16 protein-coding genes are annotated in these 14,531 nt (G+C 71.0%); 10 read left to right on the top strand and 6 right to left on the bottom strand.

The genetic code is table 11. The features are described 5' to 3' along the window. The first annotated feature begins 1 nt into the window (after position 1). A complete protein-coding gene (locus B0I33_RS21610; protein ID WP_106180849.1) occupies positions 2-1,285 on the top strand; it encodes a (Fe-S)-binding protein in 1,284 nt (427 codons plus the stop codon). Positions 1,286-1,349: 64 nt separating this feature from the next. Here the strand turns inward: B0I33_RS21610 and B0I33_RS21605 are convergent, their stop codons facing one another. Then, the gene (locus B0I33_RS21605; protein WP_106180666.1) at positions 1,350-1,802 is read right to left on the bottom strand and encodes an SH3 domain-containing protein; all 453 of its coding nucleotides are present in this window, start codon (positions 1,800-1,802) and stop codon (positions 1,350-1,352) included. 366 nt (positions 1,803-2,168) lie between these two features. Between B0I33_RS21605 and B0I33_RS21600 the strand changes: the two genes are divergently transcribed. The 5 genes from B0I33_RS21600 to B0I33_RS21580 all read left to right on the top strand — a co-directional run bounded on the left by B0I33_RS21600 (position 2,169) and on the right by B0I33_RS21580 (position 6,285). Beyond that, a complete protein-coding gene (locus B0I33_RS21600; protein WP_106180665.1) occupies positions 2,169-3,038 on the top strand; it encodes a helix-turn-helix domain-containing protein in 870 nt (289 codons plus the stop codon). A 40-nt stretch (positions 3,039-3,078) separates the two neighbouring features. Then, complete coding sequence (locus tag B0I33_RS21595) at positions 3,079-3,786, top strand: 2OG-Fe dioxygenase family protein (protein WP_106180664.1); 708 nt, start codon at positions 3,079-3,081, stop codon at positions 3,784-3,786. Between the two features lie 102 nt (positions 3,787-3,888). Next, on the top strand, positions 3,889-4,272 hold the full coding sequence (locus B0I33_RS21590) for a DUF6153 family protein (protein ID WP_245900918.1): 384 nt from the start codon (positions 3,889-3,891) through the stop codon (positions 4,270-4,272). Between the two features lie 59 nt (positions 4,273-4,331). Then, a complete protein-coding gene (locus B0I33_RS21585) occupies positions 4,332-4,883 on the top strand; it encodes a DUF305 domain-containing protein (protein WP_106180663.1) in 552 nt (183 codons plus the stop codon). Between the two features lie 178 nt (positions 4,884-5,061). Next, positions 5,062-6,285, top strand: coding sequence for an MFS transporter (locus tag B0I33_RS21580; RefSeq protein WP_245900917.1), 1,224 nt, complete (start codon positions 5,062-5,064; stop codon positions 6,283-6,285). Here the strand turns inward: B0I33_RS21580 and B0I33_RS21575 are convergent. The 4 genes from B0I33_RS21575 to B0I33_RS21560 are packed head-to-tail and all read right to left on the bottom strand — an operon-like array spanning position 6,251 to position 10,181. Beyond that, positions 6,251-6,844, bottom strand: a complete 594-nt coding sequence (locus B0I33_RS21575) for a GTP-binding protein (RefSeq protein ID WP_106180662.1) — start codon at positions 6,842-6,844, stop codon at positions 6,251-6,253. The genes B0I33_RS21580 and B0I33_RS21575 overlap by 35 nt on opposite strands. Then, entirely contained in the window at positions 6,825-7,196 is a 372-nt protein-coding gene (locus B0I33_RS21570) for a DUF742 domain-containing protein (RefSeq protein WP_106180661.1), read from the bottom strand. Before B0I33_RS21570 ends, B0I33_RS21575 begins: the two co-directional genes overlap by 20 nt. Positions 7,197-7,242: 46 nt before the next feature. Beyond that, positions 7,243-7,671 (bottom strand): roadblock/LC7 domain-containing protein, encoded by a 429-nt coding sequence (locus B0I33_RS21565; RefSeq protein ID WP_106180660.1) that lies wholly within the window; start codon positions 7,669-7,671, stop codon positions 7,243-7,245. A gap of 5 nt (positions 7,672-7,676) precedes the next feature. Further along, complete coding sequence (locus B0I33_RS21560; protein ID WP_425440509.1) at positions 7,677-10,181, bottom strand: sensor histidine kinase; 2,505 nt, start codon at positions 10,179-10,181, stop codon at positions 7,677-7,679. A 402-nt stretch (positions 10,182-10,583) separates the two neighbouring features. Here B0I33_RS21560 and B0I33_RS21555 point away from each other — a divergent pair, with 402 nt between their 5' ends. The 3 genes from B0I33_RS21555 (at position 10,584) to B0I33_RS21545 (ending at position 12,236) form a co-directional block, all read left to right on the top strand. Then, positions 10,584-11,414 (top strand): aldo/keto reductase, encoded by an 831-nt coding sequence (locus B0I33_RS21555; protein WP_106180659.1) that lies wholly within the window; start codon positions 10,584-10,586, stop codon positions 11,412-11,414. A 74-nt stretch (positions 11,415-11,488) separates the two neighbouring features. Further along, complete coding sequence (locus B0I33_RS21550; protein ID WP_106180845.1) at positions 11,489-11,704, top strand: hypothetical protein; 216 nt, start codon at positions 11,489-11,491, stop codon at positions 11,702-11,704. A 94-nt stretch (positions 11,705-11,798) separates the two neighbouring features. Then, positions 11,799-12,236: a DoxX family protein gene (locus B0I33_RS21545; protein WP_106180658.1), complete on the top strand. Its 438-nt coding sequence runs from the start codon at positions 11,799-11,801 to the stop codon at positions 12,234-12,236. Positions 12,237-12,297: 61 nt separating this feature from the next. Here B0I33_RS21545 and B0I33_RS21540 read toward each other — a convergent pair whose 3' ends face one another. Then, positions 12,298-13,830: an AMP-binding protein gene (locus B0I33_RS21540; protein ID WP_106180657.1), complete on the bottom strand. Its 1,533-nt coding sequence runs from the start codon at positions 13,828-13,830 to the stop codon at positions 12,298-12,300. A gap of 69 nt (positions 13,831-13,899) precedes the next feature. Between B0I33_RS21540 and B0I33_RS21535 the strand changes: the two genes are divergently transcribed. Beyond that, entirely contained in the window at positions 13,900-14,484 is a 585-nt protein-coding gene (locus B0I33_RS21535; RefSeq protein WP_106180656.1) for a TetR/AcrR family transcriptional regulator, read from the top strand. Positions 14,485-14,531: the final 47 nt, after the last annotated feature.

Raw genomic sequence — 14,531 nt, 5'->3', positions numbered from 1 at the left:
GGTGTCCGATGCGGACCGTTCCAGCTTCGACGCGCTGCACCCGCCGTCGCGGGAGCTGCTCGACGACTGCGTGCACTGCGGGTTCTGCCTGCCGACCTGCCCCACGTACCAGCTGTGGGGCGAGGAGATGGACTCCCCGCGCGGCCGGATCTACCTCATGGACCTGGCCGAGCGCGGCGAGATCGAGCTGGCGGGCGCCTTCACCCAGCACATCGACGCGTGCCTCGGCTGCATGGCGTGCGTGACGTCGTGTCCCTCCGGCGTGCAGTACAACCGGCTGCTGGAGGCCACCCGGCCGCAGATCGAGCGCAACGTGCGACGGTCGAGGGCCGACCGGCTGTTCCGCGACGGCATCTTCGCCTTGTTCCCGTACCGGCGGCGGCTGCGGGCGGCCGCCGTGGCGGGGCTGGCCTACCAGAAGCTGGGCCTGGCCCGGCTCGCCGAGCGCGTGCTGCCGCCCCGGCTGCGGGCGGCCCAGGCGCTGATGCCGCCGGTGCGGTTGCGGGAGGCGTTCGCCTCGCTGCCCCGGCGGGTCCGGCCCGAGGGGACCGTGCGCCTGCGGGTCGCGATGCTGTCCGGCTGCGTGCAGGACGTGTTCTTCCACGAGGTCAACGTGGCGACGCAGCGGGTGCTGGCCGCCGAGGGCTGTGAGGTGCTCACGCCGAGGGACCAGGGGTGCTGCGGGGCGCTCGGCCTGCACGCCGGGCGCGAGCCGCACGCGGTACGGCGCGCGAAGCGGACGATCGAGACGTTCGAGCGGCTGCCTGCCGACCGGATCGTCGTGAACGTCGCCGGGTGCGGCTCGTCGATGAAGGAGTACGCGGACCTGCTCGCGGACGACCCGGAGTGGGCGGAGCGGGCACGCGCGTTCAGCGAGAAGGTGCGGGACGTCAGCGAGGTGCTCGCCGAGCTGGAGCCCCGGGCGCCGCGGCACCCGGTGCGGGCGCGGGTCGCCTACCACGACGCGTGTCATCTGGGGCACGCGCAGGGAGTGCGGGACCAGCCGAGAGCGGTGCTGCGGACGATCCCCGGCCTGGAGCTGGTCGACCTGCCGGAGGCGGAGATCTGCTGCGGCTCAGCCGGGATCTACAACATGGTGCAGCCGGAGCCCGCCGCCGAGCTGGGCGAGCGGAAGGCGGCCAACATCCGGGCCGCGCGGCCGGACCTGCTGGTGACCGCCAACCCGGGCTGCCTGCTGCAGATCGGCCGCTACCTCGACGGCGTGCCGATGCTGCACCCGGTCCAGCTGCTCGACGCGTCCATCCAGGGCCGCCCACCGGGCTGACCCCGAATGTCATGAGTGGCTCGTCACTGACACTTTTCGTCAGTAACGAGCCACTCATGGCAGTTCACCCGGCCAGGGCGAGCGGTTCCTCGGCACAGGCGGGTGCGGCCACCCCGGTGAACGGCCGGAGATAGCGCGCGGAGGCGAAGCCCTCCCGGCCGTCGACCGTGCCCGCCAGCCACATCGCGTTGCCCGCCACGGCCGGTCCCTGCCGCCAGCAGGTGACCGCGAAGGTGGCGCCCTCGTCGAGCTCGCCGACCTTCACACAGTCGACATCGGGGCAGGCCCGTACGTTGAGCCCGGCTCCCCCGGTGCCGGAGACCCGGTACCGGATCTCGCGCGGCGGCGCGGCGGGCGCCTCCGTGGCCGGTACCGACTCGGGTGCGGAACCGTCGCCGCCCGGCTGGGTCGCCGAGGGCCGGGTCCGGGCGCCGAGGGCGAGCATGAGGGCACCGGCGACGAGTGCGGTGACCACCAGTACGCGGATGAACAGTCCCACTCGCAACGACACGAACATGGCGGTCCTCCTCCACTCGACGGGCTGGGCCGAGTCCCCGAGTTGATCGCCGACGGTTCGTGCTCGGTGGGTCTCCTTCGGATTCCTGGTGGTTCCTGGTGGTGGGATCTCACGGGAACTTCACCACGAGTGTCCCGTAATGCATGCCCATCGTGCAATTCCCATACTGGCCATCCCATGACGGTTCACTCGTTCAGCGCAGCGCGCTGCCGCGCTGGGTCCAGAGGCCACGCGAAGGTTCACCCGTTGGCACTACTGCCAGGCTGTACCAGTCGCGGTCGATGTTCTAGGATCCCGCTCTGGGAATTGCTCATGAGGGTTCCCACAACGGAATATCCAGGCTTCTCCACCCCGAACCGAGGTCTCATGGCTCCACCCGGCCGCGTGGTACCCCGCAAGCTCCTCGCCGACGAGCTGCGCCGCCTGCGCAGCCAGTCGGGCAAGACACTCGAGGACGTCGCGGCCGAGCTGATGATCTCCACGTCCAAGCTGTCGCGGCTGGAGAACGGTCAGGGCAGGCCGCAGCTGCGGGACGTCCGTGACCTCATCCGGCTCTACGGACTCGAGGGCACGAGCCTCGCCGAGCAGCTCCGCTCGTGGACCAGGGCGGGCCAGGAGAAGCCGTGGTGGACCGCCTACAGCCGGGAGATCCCCGACGAGCTCGGTGAACACGTCGACTACGAGGCCGAGGCCGCCGTCGCCCGCGTGTACACCATCCCGGCCATTCCCGTGCTCCTGCAGACGGCCGAGTACGCCAGGGCCTACTACCGGAGCACGGAACGCTGGCGGTCCGCCGAGGAGATCGACGCGCTCGTCGAGCTGCGCATGAAGCGGCAGCGAGCGCTGACCGACCGGCCCGGCAAGCCACCACTGGAACTGGTGGCGGTGGCCCACGAGACCACGATCCGGCAGCTGGTGGGTTCCCCCGCCGTCATGCGCGAGCAGCTCGACCACCTCATCGAGCGATCGACGGCACCCCATGTCGAGCTGAGAATCTATCCGTTCACCGCGCCGCCGCTTTTCACCTTCACCTGCATGTACGCGCACTTCGAGTTCGCGGGCGACCTGGAATCCGGTTTCGTGCACATCGAGAACCACGCCGGTTTCCGCAGTATCACGACCGCCGACGAGGTCGCTGAGTACAAAGGTCACCACGAGGAACTGCGCAGGCACGCACTGACGCCGGACGAGTCGCGGGCGCTGATCAACTCGGTACGACAGCAGCATTTCTCCTGACCCATTCCGACCATCCCCCGCATTGGACACTGGACCATCCATGGCAGACGACTCTCTCTCCGGCGACTGGCGGAGACTCCTCGACGACGGTTTCGTCGTCCTCAACGAAAAGGAATTCGGGTTCTCCCTGGAAGGCCGCGAGCACATTCGCGAGAAATACTTCCACGACGGAGTGCTGAAGGCCTACGAGAACGACCTCCCCGTCGACCGGAAACGGGCCCGCGACGTCGTGCGCTTCGCCTGGCGGGGCGGCGAGCCGGTCCTGACCGAGCACGACACGATCACCATCGCCGACCGCGGTGAGCGGCCCGAAGCGCGCGAGTACGGCCGGGTCGAGGTACTCGCCGACGGCGTGTTCGAACACTGGATCAAGTCGGCACTGGCGCTCGTGCCGCCCCCGTGGCGGGACCCGAAGGGCACGTTCGGCGTCAACCTGTTCCGCACGTTCACCAACGTCGTGACCCGTCCGCACCAGGACGGCGAACGGGTCATCTTCATCTACGTCCTGGACAAGGTCGGCCGGGGCGCGGAGACCGTGCTCTACGAGACCGAGGCCGGCGGCGAGCCGGTGTTCCGGGGCACTCTCGAACCGGGCGCCCTGCTGGTGTTCGAGGACAGCCGGTTCTGGCACACCGTCACCCCGCTGGAACCGCTCGCGGGCCGCACCGCCCAGCGGGACGCGCTGGTCTGCACCCTGAACTACGCGCACACGTATCCTGTGCGCGACTGGCAACCGCTCCCCCGCTGACCGAGAAGGAAAGCTTCCCCAATGTGGCATTCGGTACGTTCGACGCACCGAATGCCACATTGGGAGCGTCCAACGCAACCAACGCCACATTGGGGAGCTTCCGTGATCACGCGGTGGGTGCTGCTGTGCCTGCTGGCGCTCGGCGTGGTCCTCATGCACCACACCGGCGCCGAGGCGGAGCCGCCGCCCACGGCTCACGCCACCCACGCCGCGCACACGATGGCCGAGGGCACCGCGCACGGCGACGAGCACCGGCCCGCCGACGGCCACCCGGCACCGGGCGGCGGACACGACCTGCTCCACCTGTGCCTCGCCGTGGCCGTCGCCGCGGGATTCGCACTGGCGCTGACCCTGTTGTCCGGGCGCCTCGCCGCCGGCCGGGCGCCGGGGCCCCGCGGCGCGGTGGTGCCGCGCTCGGCCGCCCGCGCACCACCGCGCCCTGGCGGGCGCGACCTGCTCCACCTCGCCTGTGTGCTCCGGGTGTAGACCGGCCGGTCCCGGCCCGACACACCCGAGAACATCGCACACAGGCAAGGAAAACCATGATGAGGAAGACACTCGGTTTCGTGCTGTCCACTGTGGCCGCCGGAGCCGTACTGACGGCATGCACCGGCGGCGCCGGGCACAACGACGCGGACGTCGAGTTCGCCCAGCGGATGATCCCGCACCACGAGCAGGCGATCGAGATGGCGGAGCTGGTCGGGGCCCGCACCGGCAACGCGCGGATCCGTGACCTCGCCGCCGACATCGAACGGGCGCAGGGCCCGGAGATCGAGCGGCTCACGACGTGGCTGTCCGAATGGGGTGCGAGCACCGGCGGTGGACAGGGCGGCCACGGCGAGCACGACGCGGACCACGCTGGCATGCCCGGCATGATGTCGTCCGGTGACCTGTCCGGCCTGTCCGCGGCCTCCGGACCGGAGTTCGACCGCATGTGGCTGCGGATGATGGTCCGGCACCACGAGGGCGCCATCGAGATGGCCCGCGAGCAGCTGGACCACGGTGAGCACGAGGGCGCGCGCCAGCTCGCCCAAGCCGTCATCGACGCCCAGCAACGGGAGATCGACACGATGAACGCCCTGCTCACCGAAGGCTGACCCGGCCCGTTCGAATCTCCCCAATGTGGCATTCGGTGCGCTCGACGCACCGAATGCCACATTGGGGACGTCCAACGCAACCAATGCCACATTGGGGAGCTTTCGGCGGGCGGTGGGGGCGGTCGCCGGTCACGAAATGCGTTCGCTTTGTCGGTGGACGTGGCTAGCATCGGTCGGCGTGACGACAACGGCGCCCGTGGTTGCGCGCTCGGTCCGCATCCGTTCCATGGCCGCGCTGTTCGCGGGCGTCGCCGCCATGAACACCGTCATGGTCGGCGCCAGCACGGCGGGCAGCCTGATCGCGGCCGAGCGGGCGGGCGCGGGGTTCTCCGGGCTGCCCAACGCGGCCGGCGTCCTCGGCACGGCATCCGGAGCGCTGATCGCCGCGACCCTGGTGTCCCGCAGGGGCAGCAGGTTCGGCCTGGTCACGCTCTACGCGCTCGCCACCGGTGGCGGGCTGGTCGCGTTCGGCGGCGCGGTGACGGGCACGCTCGCACTGCTGCTGGCCGGGATGGCGCTGCTCGGCCTCGGCAACGGCGCGGCGCAGCTGTCCCGGTACGTCGCCGCCGAGCTCTACCCGGAGCAGCGCAGGGCCACCGGTCTCTCCCTGATCGTGCTGGCCGGAACGGTCGGCGCACTGGCGGGCCCCGCACTGCTCGCGCCCACATCCCACCTCGCGGGGCTGCTCGCCCTGCCGGAGCTGTCCGGACCGGTCGGGCTGGCGGTGGTGGTGACGGCTGTCGCCGTGCTCGCCGCGGCGGCCCTGCCCCGCACGGCCGCGACCACGCCCGCCGGGGTGCGGCCCGCGTTCTCCCTCGCGGACACCGGCCGGGCCCTGCGCAGCCGGGTGGTGCTGACCCCGCTGGTCGCCATGGTGGCCGCGCAGGTGTGCATGGTCGCGGTGATGACGATGACCCCGCTGCAGCTCCACGAGCACGGCCACGGCCTCGACGGCGTCGGCTGGGTGCTCGGCGCGCACATGATCGGCATGTTCGCCCTGGCGCCGCTGTCCGGCCGGATCGCCGACCGCTGGGGCGGACGCGCCACGATCTACGCGGGCATCGGCACGCTCGCGGTCGCCTCGGCCACCGCGATCGCCGCCCCGACGGCACACGCCACCGGCCTGCCCGTCGCGCTGTTCCTGCTCGGCTACGGCTGGAACCTGGTCTTCGTCGGCGGCAGCGGCCTGCTCAGCAGGGACCTCCCAGCGGCGGAGCGCACCCGGTTGCAGGGCATCGTCGACGCGCTGGTGTGGAGCGCCTCGGCGGTCGCCAGCCTCGGCGCCGGTCAGCTGTTCGGCGTGGGCGGGTTCGTGCTGGTCACCGCCGTGGCGGGGACGCTGGCGCTGCTGCCGCTCGCGCTCCTCGTCAGCCGCTCGCGGCCAGCTCGGCGTTCACCATGACGTGCTGGATCAGGGTCACCAGCACCTGCTTCGTGGACTCCTTGTCCCGCGCGTCGCAGAGCAGCAGCGGCACGCTCATGTCAACGTCGAGCGCCGCCCGCACCTCCTCGGTGCCGTAGCGGTAGGCACCGTCGAAGCAGTTCACCCCCACCACGAACGGCAGCCCGCGGCGTTCGAAGAAGTCCACCGCGGGGAAGCAGCTCTCCAGCCGGCGCGTGTCGGCGAGCACGACGGCACCGAGCGCGCCCTGCGCGAGCTCGTCCCACATGAACCAGAACCGGTCCTGGCCGGGCGTGCCGAACAGGTACAGGATCAGCTCCGGGTTGATCGTGATACGCCCGAAGTCCAGCGCGACCGTGGTGGTGGTCTTCCGCTCCACCCCGGACAGGTCGTCGACGCCTTCCGAGGCCGAGGTCAGCACTTCCTCGGTCCGCAGCGGCGGAACCTCGCTGACGGAACCGACCATGGTCGTCTTCCCGACCCCGAACCCGCCGGCGATGAGGAGCTTCACCGCGGTCGCGGTGAGGCTCCGCCGGTGCTCAGAGTTTCCGGATGCCATCAAGAACCGCCTGCAGTACGTGTTTGTTGGGGGTGTCGGTCGCGGGGGCCGCCGACCGGTAGATGACGTAGTTCTGCTCGATGAGGTCGCTGAGCAGGACCTTCACCACCGGCAGGGGCAGGTCGATCCGTGCGGCCACCTCCGCGACCGACATCGGTCGCTGGCAGAGGCGCACGATCTTCGCATACTCCGGCGCCATGCCCGCGGCCTCGGCGACGGAGGGCAGTGCCACCACGAGCGTGATCAGGTCGAGGCCGAAGTTGTCCGTCCGGGTGCGGCCACCCGTGACGGCATACGGCCGGACCAGCGGACCGGCCGCGTCATCGAACCACGCCTCGCCCTGCCCGCTCATGGCGAAAGACGCTCCGTGCGCCCGATGGAACGGATAGCGGCCGCGCTCACTGCCTCACCTCGCGCAGGTTGGGGGCGTTCTCCGCCGTGCGGGGTGCGGCGGAGAGCACCGCACCGACGCGCTTGACCAACATGTTCATCGCATAGGCGACCATACCCATGTCCGCGTTGTCCGCCGTGAGCAGCGCGAGGCACGCGCCGCTGCCGGCCGCCGTCACGAACAGGAAGGCCCGCTCCATCTCGACGACGGTCTGCCGCACCTGACCGCCGTTGAAGTGCCGTCCGGTGCCCCGCGCGAGGCTCTGGAACGCCGACGCGACGGCGGAGAGGTGCTCCCCGTCGGCCTCGGACAGGTTGCTCGACCGGCCGATGAGCAGCCCGTCGGCGGACAGTACGACGGCGCGGTCGGCACCCGCGACCTGCTTGAGCAGGTCGTCGAGCAACCAGTCGAGTTCGTTGACTCCCGCGTTGGCCATGTCTCTCATTCTCCAGAATGGTCGTGGGGGCCGGGTTCCTGCTCACGGGCCCGGTGCGTGCCGCGCTGGAAGGCCGCCAGCCGCTGGCGGGCCTGGTCCGGGTCGTCCGCCATCATGATGTCCGTCTGCTCGGTGACGGGTGCGTCGTCGCGCAGCGGGGCCGCGAGGTTCTCCTGACGGCGGCGCCGGGGCAGCGGCGGCCGTCCCGACGACAGCGCGCCATTTCCCTGCTGCCCGTTCCCCTGCTGGGCGGGCGGCCCGCCCTGTCTCGGTGGCCGGACGTCGCGGGACGGCGGCGGTGGCCGGTGCTCGGCCACCGGCGGCGACGCCTGCGGCTCCTGCGTCGGCCAGTCCTCCTGCGGCGCGGGCCGGAACATGTCGACCTGCTGCCTGCGCTCGCCCGACCGGCCGTTGCGCGTGGGCAGCGGGGGCCGCCCGCCGGGGCCGGGCTGCTGCGCGTGCTGCTGCACGGGGGCCATCGCCTGCCTGGTCCGCTCGGCGTCGACCGGGGCGGGGGGTTCCGGCTCGGGCCCCGGCTCCGCGCGGTGCCGCGCACCCACCTGAGCGGGCACGGCCTCGGTGACGTCGGGCTCGTCGTCCTCCTCCGGCAGCGGGCTGAGCAGGTCGGAGCGGACGAGCACGATGGCCCTGGTGCCGCCGTAGGCGGAGTCACGGAGGGTCACCGTGATGCCGTGCTTGGCGGCCAGCCTGGCCACCACGAACAGCCCGAGCCTCGGTTCCTCGGACAGCGCCATGAAGCTGAAGTCCGGTGGGTCCTGGAGCATCCGGTTCAGCTCGTCACAGTGCTCCGGCTCGATGCCGAGGCCCTGGTCCTCGACCTCGATCACGATGCCCCGGCCGACGATGTCACCGCGCACCTCGACCCGCGACTGCGGCGGGGAGAACGAGGTCGCGTTGTCGATCAGCTCGGCGAGCAGGTGGACGAGGTCGCCGACGGCGGGGCCGACCACGGCGATGGAGGGCAGCTTGCCGACGCTGACCCGCTTGTACTCCTCGGTCTCGGCGGTCGCGCCGCGCACGAGCTCACCCAGCGCCACCGGGTTGCGCCACTGCCTGCCGGGCTGCTCGCCGCCGAGGATGATCAGGTTCTCGGCGTTGCGCCGCGCGCGGGTGGACAGGTGGTCCAGCTTGAACAGCATGTCCAGCTGGTCGGGGTCCTCCTGCTTGCGCTCGGCCTGGTCGAGCGCCTGGAGCTGGCGGTGCACGATCACCTGGCTGCGGTGGGCGATGTTGAGGAAGACATTCTTGGTGCCCTCCCTGGTCTTCGCCTCTTCGACGGCGGCGCCGATGGCGGTCTGCTGCGCCTTGTTGAAGGCGTCGGCGACCTGGCCGATCTCGTCCTCGCCGTGGTCGAGGAACGACACCTCGCTGTCGAGGTCCACGTCCTCGCCTGCCCGCACCCGGTCGACGAGTTCCGGCATCTGCTCGTCGGCGATGTTCAGCGTCTCCTCGCGCAACCGGGTCAGCCTGCGCACCAGCCGGTTGGACAGCCGCCAGGCGACCAGGAAGACGCCGAGGGAGAGCAGCAGCACGGCCGCACCGGCGATGATCGAGGTGACCAGCGTGTTCTCGCCGTCCTCCAGCGCGATGTCGGTGGCGTTGGAGCTCTGCTGGATGTAGAGCCCCATCAGCCGCTGGCCGACCTCGCTCGCCGCCCGGCGCCAGTCGGCCTCGGGCACGGGAAGGTCGGTCTGGTTGCCGCGCAGGAACGCGTTCTCGACGGTGGTCAGCGTCTTCCACGCGTCGCTGTTGAGCAGCTGCTCGTACTGCTCGCGGACCGAGGGGATCATCACCGGCTCGGCCTGCTCCAGCCCGGCGTGGTAGGCGCCGATCTGGCCGACGTAGGTGCGGAACTCCTGCTCGGTGAGCCCGCCGCCCACCACACCGGCGGCCGCGAGGGCGTCCCCGCGGGACATCGCGTCGGCGCTGGTGAACAGCGGCATCGCGGTCACCCGCAGGTAGGCGGTCTCGGCGTCGGGCGCCTCCTGCGCGACACCGTTGAGGCCTTCGGCGAACTGGTCGATGATCTTGTTGTAGAAGGCGTAGGCCTCCTGCAGCGATGGCTGGCCCGCGTCGACCTGCTGCCGGAACTGCGGCAGCCGGGCGAGCTGCTGCCCGGTGGCCTGGATGCTCCGCTGCACGTTGGCGGGCGCCTCGTCGACCATGCCCTGCAGCGAGGCGCTGATGGCCGCGGCCGCCTGGTCGGTCTTCGTGCGCTGCTCGACCAGTTCGAGGCGGTTGGCGCCCCCGCTGGCGAGGTCCTGCAGGGTGAGCCTGCGTTCCTCACGGACGGCGGCGAAGAACCGCGCACCCGGTTCGGCCGCCTCGTGCACCTTCGTGGAGAAGTCCCGTGCCTTGACGGCGTCGTAGACCAGGTATCCGGCCAGTGCGACCCCGGCGAGGAGGAGGACGATGCTGGGCACGAACGCGATCGCGAGCACACGCGAGCGGATCGAGCGTCGGCCGCGCGCCCGTATGGTCTTCTTCACCGCGAATCTGGCCCTTCCAGCGACTCGTTGTGATCGGTATGGGTCCCCGCACCCGAGTTGTTGCTTCCGCCGGAACAGCCGAGTGGCTCCTGCTTGGCAGCAGGGAGGTTATGGGCCAGGGCAAACATGAGTCAACTTCACTACTCCGTCCGGCCCAAGTCTGCCAACGGTGACCGGCGCCACTTCTCGCTCACTCTTACGTATCGCGAGCGTGGCCCGTTCAGGTTACATGAGCAGGCGCTTAATCAACTTTGGGTCATTTGTATGGCGCATTCGGGGAGGTCATCGGCACAACAGCGTGAAGGTGATCTCCGCCGCAGGTCAAGGCTGGAATGAGCGTTCCGGTGGCCCGTGTTGCAGTCGGCGGCGAACCGGCCAAGAGCTACCGGAGGAGAGAGACCAATGGCAGAGGTCCCGACCATCACCCTGAACAACGGCGTGGCCATCCCGCAGCTGGGCTTCGGCGTGTTCCAGGTACCGCCCGACGAGACCGCGGCCGCCGTGGGGCACGCGCTGCGCGCGGGCTACCGCAGCATCGACACGGCCGCCGCCTACCGCAACGAGGAGGGGGTCGGCGCGGCCATCCGCGACTCCGGCATCCCCCGTGACGAGCTGTTCGTGACCACGAAACTCTGGAACTCCGACCAGGGGTACGACTCCACGCTGCGCGCGTTCGACGAGAGCATGCGCAAGCTCGGGCTCGACTACCTCGACCTGTACCTCATCCACTGGCCGCTGCCGAAGCGGGACAACTACGTGGACACCTGGCGGGCGTTCGAGAAGCTGTACGCGGACGGCCGCGTCCGCGCCATCGGCGTGTCCAACTTCCACGTCTCCCACCTGCGGCGGCTGTTCGACGAGACCGACACGGTCCCGGCGGTCAACCAGGTCGAGCTCCACCCCAACCTGCCGCAGGCCGAGCTGCGGGCCTTCCACGCCGAGCACCGCATCGCGACGGAGGCGTGGAGCCCGCTCGCGCAGGGCGGGCTGCTGGCCGACCCCGCGCTCGGGGAGATCGCGCGGAAGTACGGCAAGACGCCCGCGCAGGTCGTGCTGCGCTGGCACCTGGAACTGGGCAACATCGTCATCCCCAAGTCGGTGACTCCGTCGCGGATCGAGGAGAACATCGCCGTGTTCGACTTCGACCTCGACGAGGTCGACCTGGAGGCGATCCGCAAGCTGGACAACGGCGGCCGCGTCGGGCCCGACCCCGACGAGTTCGACGTCGCCTGAATGCCGGGCCCGGCGTAACTCCGGCCCTCCGTGCGGCGATACGTGGATATCCCGCACGGAGGAGGCCGGTGTTCATGCTGAAGCGTGCCGGGGGCCTGACCTTCCCGCAGCGGCTGCTCTGGCTCCTCATCGCCGCCGCGTTCGCCGCGAGCGCGGCGGCGCAGGCCGTCGTGGCCGGTTCCATGGACGAGTGGTGGCCGCTCGCACTCGCGGTCCTGCTGGCGGCCGCGGCCCTGTTCAGCGGCCTGCGAGCGGTGCGCGGGCGGAGTGGCCGCAGGCGCCTGCGCTGAGTGCTCGATTTTTTTCCGGCCGGATGTCGATCCGCGGACCGTCCCGTTCGACGCACTGGTGAAGGCAATCCGAACCAGCGGAAAGGGCGGAACCATGATCGACACCTCGCAGCAGCACGTCCCCACCGACCCGGCCACCAAGGCGCGGCTGGAGCGAGCGGCACTGGCCGCACTGCGCATCGTCGCGGGCTTCCTCTTCGCCTGCCACGGCGTGCAAGGACTGTTCGGCGCGTTCGGCGGTGTCGACGGCGCGGGAGCCGCGCTGCCCGCGTTGTCCTGGCCCGGCTGGTGGGCGAGCGTCATCTGCCTCGCGGGCGGCACGCTCGTGCTGGCCGGTCTGTTCACCCGGCCGGCGGCGCTGCTCTGCTCCGGCACGATGGCCTACGCCTACTTCACCGTGCACCAGCCGCTCGGGCTCTTCCCGCTGGAGAACATGGGCGAGCCCGCGGCGCTCTACAGCTGGATCTTCCTGCTCGTGGCCGTCACCGGCCCGGGCGCCCTCGCCGTGGACAACCTCCGCCGCCGGTCGTGACCGCGCGAGCCCCCGGCAGTGAATGGCACATTACCCGCGTTGAGCGCGGGCAATGTGCCATTCACTGCCCTTCGGTCCACAGTGGATCGCGCAGGGAGCGGCGGAGGATCTTGCCCACCGGCGACTTCGGGATCGTGTCCACGAAATGCACCTGCTTGGGCACCTTGTACCGCGCCAGGCGGCCGCGCACGGTCTCCCGCAGCTCGTCGGCCGAGACCTCGGCGCCGGGCCGCAGCGCCACGAACGCCGTGACGGCCTCCACCCACGTCGGGTCCGGTGCGCCGACCACCGCGCACTCGGCGACCGCGGGATGCGCCATGAGCACGTCCTCGACCTCGCGCGGGTAGACGTTGTAGCCACCGGTGACGATCATGTCGCTGGCCCGGTCCACCAGGTAGAGGTAGCCGCGCTCGTCCGCCCGCGCCAGGTCGCGCGTCCGCACCCAGCCGTCTCCGGCCAGCGTCTCGCGGTTCAGTTCGGGCGCGTTGTAGTAGCCGGCCATCGTGAACGGCGCCCGGACGCGGATCTCGCCGATCTCACCCCGCGGCACCGGCTCGCCGTCCGGCCCGGTGAGCATGATCTCCGCGTCGACGGCCGGGTGCCCGCAGGAGCCGAGCAGGTCACCGCCCTCGGCGTGGTCGGCCTTGTCCAGAATGGTCTGGCACAGCGGCGCCTCGGTCTGGCCGTAGTACTGGACGAACCGGTTGCCGAAGAACTCGAGTCCCTGTTCCAGCAGCGGCCTCGGCATCGGGCTCGCGCCGTAGACGATGGTGTCCAGAGTGGACACGTCGGCGCCGTCGAGCGCGCCGCTGGTGAACAGCATCCCGAGCATGGTCGGCACCAGGTTCACCCCGGTGATCCGGTGCTCGCCGATCGCCTGCGCGTACGAGCCGGGCTCGAACCCGGGCAGCACCACGGAACGCGCTCCGCGCAGCCAGTACGGCAGCAGAAAGGTGCCGCTGGCGTGGATGAGCGACGCGGCGTGCAGCATCGCGTCGGCACGGCCGGGCGAGACCAGGTTGGCGAGGATGTTCGCGGTGATCGCGGCGTAACTGGCCTGCGTGTGCTGGGCCGCCTTCAGCGTTCCCGTGGTGCCCGACGTGTAGAGGACGAGCATCACGTCGTCGGGCTCGACCCTGGCCAGCGGGTCCGCCGGGGACGCCCGGTCGACCTCCTCGGTCAGGTCGAGGTCGCCCGCGCGGCCGGGAGCGCAGAACCCGGCGAGCCGCAGCCCGTCGAGCTCCCCGGCCAGCTCGGCCGCCCGTTCGGCGAGGTCGGCGCCGTGCACGAGCAGGTGCACGTCCGCGTCGGCGAGCATGCGCACCTGCTCGGCGACCGAGAGCCGCGCGTTGAGCGGCACACGGGCCACGCCCGCCTTGAGACAGGCGAAGTCGACCGGCACGGACCACAGCTCGTTGCCGAGCAGCAGCCCGACCCGCGTGCCGCGGCCGTGCCCGAGCCCGAGGAGCACGTTCGCGAGGCGACTGGACAGCTCGTCCACGTCGCGAAAGGTCAGTTCCCGGTCACCCACGACGACGGCGGTCCGCTGCCCGTAGCGCCGGGCACCCCGCCGAACCAGATCGACTGCACGCACGGGGCGAGGCTATCGGCGTGTTGACAGTCCGTCCAGACTGTCAATGGAGCACCCTTCTACGCTCTTCGGATGCCCCGACTCACCCGTGCGCAACAGCGCGAGCGGACCAGGCAGCGACTGCTCGACGCGACCGTGGCCTGCCTCGTCGACCACGGCTACGCAGGCACCACCACGCAGCGCATCCAGGACCGCGCGCAGGTGTCCCGGGGCGCGCTGCTGCACCACTTCGGCGCCAAGGACGAGCTGTTCGTCGCCGCGATCCACCACATCGCCGACCACCAGCTCGACCGGCTGCGCGCGGTCGCCGCCGCCGTCGAGCCGGGGCCGAGGGCGGTCCGCGGGCTCGTCACCGAGCTGCACGCCGCGATGTCCGGGCCACTGTTCCTCGCCGGCCTCGAACTGTGGATGGCCGCCCGCACCGACGCGTCCCTGCGCCAGGCACTGCTGCCCGCCGAGCGGCGGCTGGGCCGGGCACTGCGCGAGGTCTTCGCCGCCGTCGTGCCGCCCGGCGACCAGGACGACGCGCGGCTGGCGCTGGAGTCGCTGCTGATGATCCTGCGCGGGCTGGCGCTGACCAGCGTGCTGCGGGACCGCGCCGACGTCGCCGCCGACGTGCTCGACCTCTGGGTACGCCGAGCCCTGCCCGCCTCGTGACCCTCGGGACCACCCTGGCGGGTGAGCTCGCGTTGACTGGCCCCCCA

This window comes from Prauserella shujinwangii, from assembly GCF_003001955.1.
GTDB classification, from domain to species: Bacteria; Actinomycetota; Actinomycetes; order Mycobacteriales; family Pseudonocardiaceae; genus Qaidamihabitans; species Qaidamihabitans shujinwangii.
The sequence above is the reverse complement of the archived record's forward strand: the minus strand, read 5'-3'. Positions and strand labels throughout refer to the sequence as shown.